13 protein-coding genes are annotated in these 12583 nt (G+C 70.2%); 6 read left to right on the top strand and 7 right to left on the bottom strand.

Features of this window, described 5'->3' with window-relative positions:
• Window positions 1–162: 162 nt before the first annotated feature.
• The 6 genes from OG782_RS30220 (at window position 163) to OG782_RS30195 (ending at window position 5609) form a co-directional block, all read left to right on the top strand.
• Entirely contained in the window at window positions 163–1278 is a 1116-nt protein-coding gene (locus OG782_RS30220; RefSeq protein WP_406456336.1) for an aliphatic sulfonate ABC transporter substrate-binding protein, read from the top strand.
• 39 nt (window positions 1279–1317) lie between these two features.
• Complete coding sequence (locus OG782_RS30215) at window positions 1318–2109, top strand: ABC transporter ATP-binding protein (protein ID WP_406456334.1); 792 nt, start codon at window positions 1318–1320, stop codon at window positions 2107–2109.
• The gene (locus OG782_RS30210; RefSeq protein WP_406456332.1) at window positions 2096–3001 is read left to right on the top strand and encodes an ABC transporter permease; all 906 of its coding nucleotides are present in this window, start codon (window positions 2096–2098) and stop codon (window positions 2999–3001) included. The genes OG782_RS30215 and OG782_RS30210 overlap by 14 nt, the downstream gene beginning before the upstream one ends.
• 10 nt (window positions 3002–3011) lie before the next feature.
• The gene (locus OG782_RS30205; RefSeq protein ID WP_406456330.1) at window positions 3012–3782 is read left to right on the top strand and encodes a sirohydrochlorin chelatase; all 771 of its coding nucleotides are present in this window, start codon (window positions 3012–3014) and stop codon (window positions 3780–3782) included.
• A gap of 106 nt (window positions 3783–3888) precedes the next feature.
• On the top strand, window positions 3889–4758 hold the full coding sequence (locus tag OG782_RS30200) for an aldo/keto reductase (RefSeq protein ID WP_406456329.1): 870 nt from the start codon (window positions 3889–3891) through the stop codon (window positions 4756–4758).
• A 14-nt stretch (window positions 4759–4772) separates the two neighbouring features.
• The gene (locus OG782_RS30195) at window positions 4773–5609 is read left to right on the top strand and encodes an ABC transporter ATP-binding protein (protein WP_406456327.1); all 837 of its coding nucleotides are present in this window, start codon (window positions 4773–4775) and stop codon (window positions 5607–5609) included.
• Between the two features lie 7 nt (window positions 5610–5616).
• On the opposite strand, the gene OG782_RS30190 is transcribed toward OG782_RS30195, so the two are convergent.
• The 7 genes from OG782_RS30190 to OG782_RS30160 all read right to left on the bottom strand — a co-directional run bounded on the left by OG782_RS30190 (window position 5617) and on the right by OG782_RS30160 (window position 12469).
• Window positions 5617–6000, bottom strand: coding sequence for a DUF4440 domain-containing protein (locus tag OG782_RS30190; protein WP_406456325.1), 384 nt, complete (start codon window positions 5998–6000; stop codon window positions 5617–5619).
• Window positions 6001–6204: 204 nt separating this feature from the next.
• Window positions 6205–7407, bottom strand: coding sequence for a S8 family peptidase (locus OG782_RS30185; RefSeq protein ID WP_406456323.1), 1203 nt, complete (start codon window positions 7405–7407; stop codon window positions 6205–6207).
• Window positions 7408–7717: 310 nt separating this feature from the next.
• On the bottom strand, window positions 7718–8764 hold the full coding sequence (locus OG782_RS30180) for a cytochrome P450 (RefSeq protein WP_406456321.1): 1047 nt from the start codon (window positions 8762–8764) through the stop codon (window positions 7718–7720).
• A 114-nt stretch (window positions 8765–8878) separates the two neighbouring features.
• On the bottom strand, window positions 8879–8959 hold the full coding sequence (locus OG782_RS30175; protein WP_350985409.1) for a tryptorubin family RiPP precursor: 81 nt from the start codon (window positions 8957–8959) through the stop codon (window positions 8879–8881).
• Window positions 8960–9387: 428 nt separating this feature from the next.
• Window positions 9388–10680: an extracellular solute-binding protein gene (locus OG782_RS30170; protein WP_406456319.1), complete on the bottom strand. Its 1293-nt coding sequence runs from the start codon at window positions 10678–10680 to the stop codon at window positions 9388–9390.
• Window positions 10680–11519: a carbohydrate ABC transporter permease gene (locus OG782_RS30165; RefSeq protein WP_406456317.1), complete on the bottom strand. Its 840-nt coding sequence runs from the start codon at window positions 11517–11519 to the stop codon at window positions 10680–10682. Before OG782_RS30165 ends, OG782_RS30170 begins: the two co-directional genes overlap by 1 nt.
• On the bottom strand, window positions 11516–12469 hold the full coding sequence (locus OG782_RS30160; RefSeq protein ID WP_406456315.1) for a carbohydrate ABC transporter permease: 954 nt from the start codon (window positions 12467–12469) through the stop codon (window positions 11516–11518). The genes OG782_RS30165 and OG782_RS30160 overlap by 4 nt, the downstream gene beginning before the upstream one ends.
• Between the last annotated feature and the right edge of the window lie 114 nt (window positions 12470–12583).

Here is a 12583-nt window from a genome sequence, read left to right as displayed (position 1 = left end):
TGGCGCGATGTGCGCGATGACGTACGCGCACTGCCTGCGCGCCCGGCAGCACCAACCGCACCGCCTGCACCGCCAGTTCAGACGAAGACCTGCCGACCTCCCGGCCGCCTCCCCGGACTTCCGAGGGACGTGAGCACCGGGCCTCCGAGAGGAAACCCTCCCGTGCCTGCCCCCCGTTTCACGCTTCGCCGCAGCGTCGCCGCTGCCGCCGCCCTGCCGCTGCTCGCCGTGGCGCTCACCGCCTGCGGCTACGGCTCCGACGCGAAGGACGACGACGCCAAGAAGGCGAACGTCTCCTCCAACGGCAAGAAGCTCTCCACGGACACCGTGAAGATCGGGTACTTCCCGAACCTCACGCACGCCACCGCCCTGGTCGGCATCCAGGAAGGCATCATCGCCAAGGAGCTGGGCTCCACCGAGGTCAAGCCCTCGACGTTCAACGCGGGCCCCTCCGAGATCGAGGCGCTCAACGCCGGTTCGATCGACATCGGCTTCATCGGCCCCTCGCCCTCCATCAACGGCTTCACGAAGTCCGGGGGCAAGAGCCTTCGCATCATCGGCGGTTCGGCCTCCGGCGGCGTCAAGCTGGTCGTCGACCCGAAGAAGGTCAAGACCCTCGACGACCTCAAGGGCAAGAAGATCGCCACCCCCCAGCTCGGCAACACCCAGGACGTGGCGTTCCTGAACTGGATCTCCGAAAAGGGCTGGAAGGTCGACGCGAAGAGCGGCAAGGGCGACGTCTCCGTCGTCCGCACCGACAACAAGGTGACCCCGGACGCCTACAAGTCCGGTTCCATCGACGGCGCCTGGGTGCCCGAGCCGACCGCCTCCAAGCTGGTCGCGCAGGGGGCGAAGGTGCTCCTGGACGAGTCGACGCTCTGGCCGGACAACAAGTTCGTGATCACGAACATCATCGTGTCGCAGAAGTTCCTCACCGAGCACCCGGACGTCGTCGAGGCGGTGCTGCGCGGCTCGGTCAACACCAACACGTGGATCAACGCCAACCCGGACAAGGCGAAGGCATCCGCCAACGCCGCGCTCAAGACACTGTCCGGCAAGGAACTGCCGGCGGACGTCCTGGACCCGGCGTGGAAGTCGATCCAGTTCACCGATGACCCGCTGGCCGCCACGCTCGACACGGAGGCCAAGCACGCGGTGAAGGCCGGGCTGCTGGACGAGACGGACCTGACGGGCATCTACGACCTGAAGCCGCTGAACAAGATCCTCAAGGCCGCGGGCAAGCCCGAGGTCGCCGACGCCGGTCTCGGCGTCAAGTAACCACCCGACCGTTCCAGGATCTCCCAGGAGGTGACGACCATGGCGACGACCACGCTCACCAAGGCCGAGGACCGTACGGCGGTCGGGCACGCCGCCCGGATCGACCACGTCTCGAAGTCGTTCGGCGGACCGGACGGACAGCAGCTCGTCCTGGACGACATCACGCTCGATGTCGCTCCCGGCGAGTTCGTCACCCTCCTGGGAGCTTCCGGGTGCGGCAAATCGACGCTGCTCAACCTGGTCGCGGGACTCGACCGTCCGACCGCGGGGTCCATCGAGACCCCCGGCGGGCGGCCGGCCCTGATGTTCCAGGAGCACGCCCTCTTCCCGTGGCTGACCGCGGGCAAGAACATCGAACTGGCGCTGCGGCTGCGCGGCGTGCCGAAGTCGCAGCGCCGCTCCGAGGCGGAGCGGCTGCTCGAACTCGTGCGGCTGGGCGGCTCGTACGGCAAGCGGGTGCATGAGCTGTCGGGCGGCATGCGCCAGCGGGTCGCGATGGCCCGGGCGCTCGCCCAGGACAGCCAACTGCTGCTGATGGACGAGCCGTTCGCCGCGCTCGACGCCATCACCCGCGATGTGCTGCACGACGAGCTGACCCGGATCTGGCGCGAGACGAAGGTCTCCGTCCTCTTCGTCACGCACAATGTGCGCGAGGCGGTCCGGCTCGCCGAGCGGGTCGTCCTGCTCTCCTCGCGGCCGGGCCGCATCGCCCGGGAGTGGACGGTCGACATCGACCAGCCGCGCCGCATCGAGGACACCGCGGTGGCGGAGCTCTCCGTCGAGATCACCGAACAACTGCGTGGGGAGATCCGCCGACATGGCCAGCACTGAGACCACCGCCAAGGACTCGGCCCCGAGGGACGAGGCCCAGGATCTGGCCGGCCTCGAAGCGGGGCTCGACGCACTGGACGCGGTACGGGTGAGCCGGACCCCGGTGCGCCAGGTACTGACGCAGAAGGTCCTGCCTCCGGTGGTGGCCGTCGCACTGGTGCTGCTGGTCTGGCAGATCCTGATCTGGGCGAAGGTCACCGACGACTACAAGCTGCCCTCGCCCACCCAGGTCTGGGACGAGGTGTCCAACGCCTGGGCGCAGGGCACCCTGCTCGGTTACATCTGGACGAGCGTCTCGCGCGGCCTGCTCGGCTTCCTCCTCGCCCTCGTGATCGGCACCCCGCTGGGGCTGCTGGTCTCGCGGGTGAAGGTGGTGCGCGCGGCGATCGGTCCGGTGCTCTCCGGTCTCCAGTCGCTGCCGTCGGTGGCGTGGGTGCCGCCCGCGGTCATCTGGCTGGGGCTGGACGACAAGATGATGTACGCGGTGATCCTGCTGGGCGCCGTCCCCTCGATCGCCAACGGCCTCGTCGCGGGCGTCGACCAGATCCCGCCGCTGCATCTGCGGGCCGGCAAGACGCTGGGCGCCACCGGGCTGCGCGGCACCTGGCACATCGTGCTGCCGGCGTCGCTGCCCGGTTACCTGGCGGGGCTGAAGCAGGGCTGGGCCTTCTCCTGGCGCTCGCTGATGGCTGCCGAGATCATCGCCTCGTCGCCCGATCTGGGCGTGGGACTCGGGCAGTTGCTGGAGCAGGGCCGTGAGACCAGCAGCATGTCGATGGTCTTCCTCGCCATCTTCCTGATCCTGATCGTCGGCATCGCCATCGACCTGCTCATCTTCAGTCCGCTGGAGCGGTGGGTGCTGCGCAGCCGCGGTCTCCTCGTCAAGAGCTGAGAGGGACGACATGACTTCCCCGGTCCTCCTCGTCATCGCCCACGGCAGCCGCGACCCGCGGCACGCGGCGACCGTGCACGCGCTGACCGCGCGGGTGCGGGCGCTGCGGCCGGGGCTGCGGGTGGAGACCGGCTTCCTGGACTTCAACGCGCCGTCGGTGCCGCGGGTCCTGGAGCGGCTGGCCGCACAGGGGGCGGATGACGTGGTGGCGCTGCCGCTGCTCCTCACCCGGGCGTTCCATGCGAAGTCCGACATCCCGGCGGTGCTGCGGGAGGCCCGCGGCAGGCTGCCGCGGCTGCGCGTGAGGCAGGCCGAGGTGCTCGGCCCGTCGCCGCTGCTGAACTGCGCCCTGGAGCGGCGGCTGTACGAGGCCGGGGTCCGCCCCGGCGACAGAGGCTCGACCGGGCTCGTCCTGGCCTCGGCGGGCTCCACAGACCCGGAGGCGATCGCAGTGATCGCTGAAATCGCGCGGGAGCTGCGGCACACCGGTTGGTGTTCCGTGCGGCCTGCGTTCGCCTCCGCTGTTACTGCCGGGGGCATCCCCCGCACCGAGGACGCGGTACGGGCCCTGCGGGCCGACGGTGTGCGCCGGGTGGCCGTGGCCCCGTACGTGATCGCGCCCGGCCGCCTCCCGGACCGGATCGCGGCGGGGGCGGCCGAGGCCGGTGCGGATGTACTGGCCGGTGTGCTGGGCCCGTCGCCGGAGCTGGCGCGGCTGCTGCTGGACCGGTACGACGTGGCGCGTGTCCCGGCCTCCCGGACGGCCTCGCTCAGCGCATAGCCGCAGGTCCGCAGGTCCGCAGGTCCGCAGGTCCGCAGGTCCGCAGGTCCGCAGGTCCGCAGGTCCGCAGGGAAGCCTCGGGGACGCCCGTACTACTGTTCCTGGCATGGCTGAAGCGCTTGCATCCCCCGATGCCCCCTTCCTCCTCGGCGGCGAGCTGCCCGTACGCCGGCTCGGCTACGGCACCGCCCAGCTGACCGGCCCCGGGTACTGGGGCCCGCGCGGGGACCGGCAGGACGCACTGGCCGTGCTCCGGGCGGCGGTGGAGCAGGGTGTCACCCTGATCGACACGGCCGACAACTACGGCCCCGGAGTGGCCGAGGAGCTGGTGGCCGGGGCGCTGCATCCGTATCGCGAGGAGCTGGTGATCGCGACGAAGGGTGGTGTCGTACGCACCAGTGACAGCGCCTGGCACATCGCGGGGCGGCCGGAGCAGTTGCGGGCGATGTGCGAGGCCAGTCTGCGGCGGCTGCGGACCGACCGGATCGATCTCTACCAGTTGCACCGGCTGGATCCGGCGGTACCGATGGCCGATCAGCTGGGCGCTCTGGATGAGCTGCGGCAGGAAGGTAAGATCCGGTACATCGGTCTGGACACCCTCACCGCCGACCAGCTGGAGCAGGCGCTCTCCCTGACCGGGATCGCCTCGGTGCAGAACCGCTTCAACCTGCTCGACCGTTCGTCGGACGCGGTGCTGAAGGTGTGCGAATCCCATGGCCTCGCCTTCCTCCCCTGGTTCCCGCTGGCCAACGGGGCGCTGACCGGCGAAGGGGCCGCCGCGCTCGACGGTGTCGCGCGGGGCCACGGCGCCACCCGCGGGCAGATCGCCCTCGCCTGGCTGCTGCACCGCTCCCCCGTCCTGTGCCCGACCCCGGGCACCGGTTCGCCCGCGCATCTGGCGGAGAACCTGGACGCGCGGGAGATCCGGCTGACGTCCCAGGACATGAGCCGCCTGGAGCCGCTCGCATCCGTATGAAGGAGCACCCGCACGTGACCACCACCGCGCCCCTCGCCGGTTCTGTCCCCATGGCCCCGGTGCCCGTGATCCGGGCCGACCGTGTCGCTCTCGTACGGGACGGGAACGTGCTGCTCGACTCGGTCTCACTGACCGTGCGCAGCGGGGAGCACTGGGCGCTGCTCGGCGCCAACGGGGCGGGAAAGAGCACCCTGCTGGGGCTGCTCGGCGCGGTCACCCACCCGACCCGTGGTTCGGTGGAGGTGCTGGGCCGCACGCTCGGGCGGGTCGATCTGCGGGAGCTGCGGACCCTGCTGGGGCACGTCAATCCGCGTCATCCGCTGCGTTCCCCGCTGACGGTGAGCGAGGTGGTGCTGACGGGTCTGACCAACTCGGTGGAGCCGGTGCCGCGCTGGTCGCCCGGCCCGGAGCAGCGGGACCGGGCGGAGCGGCTGCTGAGGATGCTGGGCATGGGAGGCAAGACGTTCGCGCGCTGGCCGTCGCTCTCCCAGGGCGAGCGCGGCCGTACGCTCATCGCCCGCGCGCTGATGCCGCAGCCCCGGCTGCTGCTCCTGGACGAGCCGGCGACGGGGCTCGACCTGGCCGCCCGGGAGCAGTTGCTGGACAGTCTGGACGCCTTGCGCGAGGAGCATCCGGAGCTGGCGACGGTGCTGGTCACCCACCATCTGGAGGAGCTGCCCGCCTCGACCACGCATGCGATGCTGCTGCGCGGCGGGCGGTGTGTGGCCTCGGGGCCGGCCGACGAGGTGCTGACCACGGATCAGGTCAGCGACTGCTTCGGACATCCGGTACGGATCACCCGCACGGACGGCCGGTGGACGGCGCGGGCGCAACGGGCCGCGCGTCGCTGACAGCGCCTCACTCGTGGGCGGCACATCCGGTGACGAACGGGGTGGCCTGGTGGTAGTAGAGCAGCCAGCCCGTCCCGGTGAGCCGCCACAGCGAACTGCGGTGGGCGCGCATCCCCTTGGCCTCGGTGTCGAAGGTGACATGGACGAGTTCGTCGGCGAGCTGGACCCCGTGCATCCGTGAGGCGGTGAGCTGGCCGGGGCGCGGGGCCTCGTCCGAGATCAGCGAGGTGATGACCATGGCGCGGTCCCAGCGGCGGCCAGTGGTGTCGATCTCGTGGAAGTCGGGGTGCAGGACCTGGACGAGGAGTTCGGTGGAGGCCCGGACCGCCGGGTCGAGGAGGCGCAGTTCGCCCTCGACCGCCGCGGCCACGCCCGGCGACGGCTCGCTCATGCGTCGCCTCCGCTCGTCCTGGCGCGTCCGGCGGGAAGCGCACGGAGTCCGGCCGCCAGGGGCTCGTTGTGGCCGGTCCCGTTGATCCCGCGCAACGGTGCCGCGTACATCATCATGGGCACACCATAGGACGATCTTCCCGCGCCGTGCGGCCGCCGCGCCCCGTGGGGGAGAGCACGGCGGCCGACGGCCGCGGTGGGGCTGTTACTCGACGACCTTCAGCAGCTTGTTCGCCGTTCCTTCGGTGGCGTTGCTGATGGCGTCCGGGGTGGCGCCGTCGGTGAGGGCGGTGGCGACCTCGTCCGGGGTGGCGTCCGGGTGTCCGGCCAGGTAGACGGCGGCGGCACCGACGACGTGCGGGGTCGCCATGGACGTACCGGAGATGGTGTTGGACGCGTCGTCGCTGTCGTTCCAGGACGAGGTGATGTCCGAGCCCGGGGCGTAGATGTCCACGACCGAGCCGTAGTTGGAGAACGACGACTGCTCGTCGTCCACCGTGGACGAGGCGACCGTGATCGCCTCGGGGACGCGGGAGGGGGAGCCCTCGCTCGCGTCGCCCGAGTCGTTCCCGGCGGCCACCGCGAAGGTGACGCCCGAGGCGATGGCCTTCTGGACGGCCGCGTCGAGCGCCTCGTCCACGCCGCCGCCGAGGCTCATGTTGGCGACGGACGGGCCCTGGTGGTTCTCGGTGACCCAGTCGATACCGGCGACGACCTGCTCGGTGGTGCCCGAGCCGGAGTCGTCGAGGACCCGGACGGCGACGATCTTGGCCTTCTTCGCGACGCCGTACGTCGCCCCGGCGATGGTGCCGGCCACGTGCGTGCCGTGGCCGTTGCCGTCGTCGGCGCTGTCGTCGTTGTCCACGGCGTCGAAGCCCGAGCTCGCCCGGCCCTCGAACTCCTGGTGCGTGGTGCGGACACCGGTGTCGATGACGTACGCGGTGACACCCTCGCCCGCACTGTCCGGGTAGGTGTACGCGTTGTCCCCGGCGGTCTCCGCCTGGTCGATGCGGTCCAGGCCCCACGACGGCGGGTTCTCCTGGGTGGCGTCGATGTGGAACTTCTTGTTCTGGACGACCTTGGAGACGGCCGGGTCGGCGGCGAGGCGCTTGGCCTCGGTCTCCGAAAGGCCGCTGGCGGAGAAGCCGTTGATGGCGGAGCTGTAGTTGCGCTTCAGCTTGCCGCCGTACTCCTTGGCGAGCTCCGCCTTGTCGGCCTTCTGGTCCAGCATCACGATGTAGCTGCCGGAGACGGCGGTTGCCGCGTCGGCGCCGTAGATCTTGCCCGTCGCGGGGACGGGTGCCGCTCCGGCGAACGGGCTGCCCAGCAGGGTGACTCCGGCCGCGGCGGCCACCGCGGTGATGGCGGCGGTCAGCTTGAACCGGCGTGCGCGCTTGTGAATTGCCATGAAGAGGGGTCTCCTCGTCATTCTTTGTGGGGGGATTGGCCCCCGGCCGGAGGATCTCCGGGGGCTGGCTCGAAACCCTGACCGATTGACGCGCCCAGATCAAGACCCTCCCTGGGCCTGTGCCCGCCTGTGCGGGATTTCGTCACAAGAAGTCGACCAGGCGCACCCAAGTCCGTCACAGGCACGGACCGTTACCGACGGACACACCATCGGCCACACCCCCGTTCACACCCCCGCACGGCACTCCGCACAGCACTCCGCCCCGTTCGTGACGCTTTCTCACGAACGGGGCGGGGCGGGCGGAGCGGGTTCAGCGCTGGACGATCCGTACCCCTGTCACACCCATCAGCCCGGCGAGGGGGACATCGGAGGCCGTCTGCGCGGGGTCCACGGTCAGACCTCCGCCGCGCACCATATCGAGCAGCATCTCGGCGAGCGGCATCACCATGTGCCGCCCCCAGCAACGCTCGGACACATGGCCGAAGGGCAGGTAGCCGGGCTGATCGTCCGGGTCGAGACCGTCCCAGCGCTCGGGCAGGAACACATCGGGATCCTCCCAGAGCGCGGGGTCCCGGTGACTCAGCAGGGGCAGGAGCAGGATGTCGTCGTCCGCGCCGATCCCGGGGTCGAGCGCGGGGTACTCCGGGGACGCCCTTCGCAGGATGTTCCAGGAGGGCGGCAGCAGCCGCATGGACTCGTACAGGATGTTCCGGTTCGAGGTCGCGTCGTCGAACGGCGCTCCGAGCCAGAGCGCGTTGGCGACGAGTGTCGAGACGGTGAAGCAGACCGGGGCTGCGCCCCTGCGGTACAGGCCCATGGCGTAGCGGCGGTCGCCGTAACCCTTGGCCTCGGCGGTCAGACCCGCGATGGCGGATACGGGGGCGCCCGGCCGGAGCCGCCCCGGCAGGGCCGCCCCCGCGACGATGACCGACCAGGTGAGTTTGGGCGTCAACTCCAGGGCGCGGTCCATGAGGATGCGGAGCCGGTAGGGATCGGCGCCGAGAATCAGGTCACGCAGATATACGTGGCCCACATGCGGCCATTCACCCCGGAGGTCGGCATTCCCGGGAACGGGCTTCTTCAGGGCTGTCCGCACATCGCGGCCGATGGCCTGCATGACGGTGGCGGCCTCGGCGCGCGGAATGGACCGCCCGTGGAGGGGTTTGAAAGTGGGGCGCTCGTCCTCGGTGGCCGGCCTCGCCGCGAGGATGCGGTCGGTCAGGCCGGCCCCGGCGACGCCGACGGTGCCGGGGTCGAGCCGGAAGGCCTCCGCACCCCGGTGGTCTCGCAGGAGCGCCTGGAGTCTCGGCGCGAAGACGACGTCCCGGGCGCGGCTGCCGGTACCGGATATCTGCATCGTGGTCTCCAAGAAGCGGGAGGCCCCCATGCCCGGCAGGCCGGTGCGGCCACGCCGGGCACGGGCGCCGGCCGAGGGACCGTGTCCCTCAGCGAGCTGGACTCGTGCGCCGGTTTAGTACCAGTGGTACCAGGCGTACGCCTTCAGGCTCTTCTCCGGCGTCATCTTGTCCTTCAGCAGAAAAAGGAACTTCATAACAGCACCTCCATCTTTGACTCTGAATTTGCTCTTCCAGGGCGTGACTCGGCCGTCCCTGCGATAAGAACTCCCCGCCTCGGCAGGAATTTCGAACCGCCGCTGACCGCCGACAGGAGTACAGCCCAGAGCAATTGACGTTGTCAATGATCTCCCCTTCGGCCGAAAGCGCCCACGCGTTCCGTTTCAGACTGCATCCATCGAGTGGAAGAGAAACGGCCCGTTTCCCCGGCCATATCCGTACGCGCACGTGGGGGCAAGACCATGAAGAAGCGGATTCAAGCCGATGGTTGTCTGAATCGCCGTTGTTCAGAAACGTCTTGCCGTGGCTCCGGGCCGGCGCCCGGCGGCCGGATCGCCCGCACCCCGGCACGGGAAAGATACGTACCGGTCGGTAATTCCGTTCCTGCCGCCGGAGTCGCCAAAAGTCATCTCTGGTATCGGGCCAGGACCCGGTTGCCGTCCTCGACCAGGCGCTTCTTCAGTTCGTCCGCGTCGATCGCCCCGCTGTAGTACTCCTGGAGCGCGGGGGTGGCGACCTTGTCCTTCCATTCGGGGTAGCCGCGCACGGACTGGGCCGGTGCGGGTCGCAGCGCGGTCGCGAGGGCGGCGCCGGTCGCCCAGCCCCGGTCGGCGGTGTGCAGCGAGGGGTCCGCCAGGGCGGCCGTGCCCGTCGGCAGCATCCAGTCGCCCTTGGCCAGGCGCACCATGCTGGCGGGCCGCAGCAGGAAGTCGATGAACTCCACGGCCTCCTTCTTGTGCGGGCTGTCCTGGGCGACGGACAGGGTCTGCGGGCTCACCCCCTGGGCCGGTCCCTCGCTGCCGGCCGGGGCGGGCAGCACCGTCCACTCGAAGCCCTTCGGGGCCTGCTCTACCACCTGTTGGCGGTAGGAGAACCCGAGCGGCACCATGGCGTACTTGCCGCCGAAGAGACCGGGCAGCGTGTCGCCGCCGCCCATGCCGAGCGCGGTGCGGGCGGCGCTGTGGTCGGTGTTGACCTGGTCGTGGATGGTGCCGGGGACCACCTGGTCGCCCTCGTCCATCGCGACGGTCACCTTTCCGCCGGCGGCACGGTGGAACAGCTCGCCGCCCGCCGAGAGACCGAGGTTGAGGGTGACGGAGACCGGTTCCTTGAGCGGCCAGGCGATCCCGTAACGGCCCTTGCCCGTCAGCTCCTTGGTGACCTGCCGGAACTCCGGCCAGCTCCAGGGTTTCTCCGGGGTGGGGATACGGACCCCGGAGGCCTTGAGGATCTTGGTGTTGGCGATCAGGACGCGCGGCTCCTGGAGGAAGGGCACCCCGTAGACACCGCCGTCGAAGGTGGCGGTCTGCCAGCTCTGGCGGGGGATGTCCGCGGCCAGCCGGTCCGGCAGGAGTGTGCGCAGGTCGGCGAGGTAACCGCCGTACGCGAAGTCCGCGAGGTCGTCGGACGCGTCGTGGATGACGTCCGGGGCCTCGTCCCCCTCGAAGGAGGTGAGGAGCTGGTCGTGGACGCTGTCCCAGCTGCCCTGGACGTACTGGACCTCGACGTCGGGGTGGCTCGCGTTCCACTCCTTCACCAGCCGCCTGTTGATGTCGACGGACTCCTTCTGCCAGGCCAGCGACTGGAATCGGATCCGGATCCTCCCGTCCGTCCCGCCGTCGCCGCCCCCGCCGCACCCGGTGAGCAGCAGGGCCAGTGCGGTGGCCGCCGCGGCCGCTGTACGTACCACTGCGCGCATCAGCTCTTCACCGCCCCGGCCAGCATACCGCCCGTGATCCGCCGTTGGATGACCGCGAAGAGGACGAGCGAGGGGAGCGTGGCGAGGAACGCGGCGGCGGCGAGCGGTCCGAGGTCGCTCGCACCCTCCGCGCCGAGGAAGTGGGTCAGTACGACCGGCAAGGTCTGCTTCTCCGGTGTCTTGAGCAGGACGAGCGCGAAGAAGAACTCGTTCCATGCGGTGATGAACGCGAAGAGTGCGGTGGCGACGATCCCGGGGGCGAGCAGCGGGGCGGTGACGGAGACGAGCGTCCGCAGCCGGCCGGCTCCGTCGACCGCGGCCGCCTCCTCGAGTTCGGCCGGCACGGCCCGTACGTAGCCGACCAGCATCCACAGCGCGAACGGCAGTGACCACACGACGTACACCATGATCAGCCCCCACAGGGTGTTGATCAGATGCAGGTGCTTGAGGACCAGGAAGAGCGGAATGATCAGCAGGACGAACGGGAACGCCTGGCTGACCACGACCCATCCGGTGGCGGCCGTGGACAGGCGCGAGCGGTGACGGGCCATCACATAGGCCATCGGGGTCGCGATGACGACGGCGATGACTCCGGCCGAGAGCGCCGCGATCAGCGAGTTGCCGGCGGCCCGCAGCAGCGGCTGTTCGTCGAAGGCCTGGCGGAAGTTGTCCAGCGTCGGATGCTCGGGGATCCAGGTGGGGTGCAGGGAGCCCAGCTCGGTCGCGGGCTTGAAGGCGGTGGAGATCAGCCAGAGGAACGGGAACGCCAGGAAGACGAGGTAGCACAGCAGCGCGGCGTACTGTCCGGCGCGCACGGGCCTGCTGGTACGCAGACTCATCGGTCCTCGCCTCCCCTGAGCCGCCCGGCGAGGTACACGGCGAGGATCACGGAGATCACCGCGACCATCACACAGCCCATCGCGGCGGCGTAGCCGAACTGTCCGTACCGGAAGGCCTCTTCGTACGCGAAGAGCATCGGCAGCCGGGTGCGGCCGCCGGGACCGCCGTTGGTCAGCACATAGACCAGGGCGAAGGAGTTGAAGTTCCAGATGAAGTTGAGCGCGGTGATGGAGAGGGCTACCGGCTTGAGCGCGGGCCAGGTGACGGTACGGAACCGGCGCCAGGCGCCCGCTCCGTCCAGGGCGGCCGCCTCGTGCAGTTCGTGCGGGGTGTTCTGCAGGCCGGCCAGCAGGGCGACCGTGGTCTGCGGCATTCCGGCCCAGACCCCGACCAGGATCACCGCGGGCAGTGCGGTGGCGAGCCCGGTCAGCCAGTCCCGGCCGTCACCGAGTCCCAGGTCGCGGATGGTCTCGTTGAGGATTCCGGCGTCCGGGTTGTAGACGAGCCGCCACATGATGCCGACGACGACCTCGGGCATCGCCCAGGGGATGATCGCCAGGGCGCGGGCCAGCCAGCGCATCCGCAGGTTCTCGTTGAGCAGCAGGGCGAGGCCGAGGGCCAGCACGAACTGCGGGACGGTGACGCCGACCGCCCAGACCAGGCCGATCCGGAACGACTCCCAGAACAGTCCGTCGTGCAGCAGGTCCTGGAAGTTCAGTGAGCCGACCCACTGGGTGGACCGGGTGCGGCCCGACTGGGAGTCGGTGAAGGCCAGCGCGATGCCGTAGAGCAGCGGGCCGACGCTCAGGACCAGGATCGGGATCAGGGCGGGCAGGACCAGGAACCAGGTGCCGGCGTTCCGGCCGGTCCGCACGGCCCGCTTGCCGGGCGGTTCCCCCGGCGGCGGCCCGTGCCGCCCGGACTGCACGGTTGCACTCGCCAATGTCATGGATGCGACCCCCTCGCGTCATCCGCCGGATATATCCCGTTCTGGCCGCTCAGGTGGCCCCCGTCATCGTGCTGACGCCCCGTCGGTTCGTCAAGACAGCCTGCACGGATGCGA

Source organism: Streptomyces sp. NBC_00876 (genome assembly GCF_045207435.1).
Lineage (GTDB): Bacteria > Actinomycetota > Actinomycetes > Streptomycetales > Streptomycetaceae > Streptomyces.
Note: the sequence above shows the minus strand (reverse complement) of the source record. Positions and strands in the feature narration are given on the sequence as shown.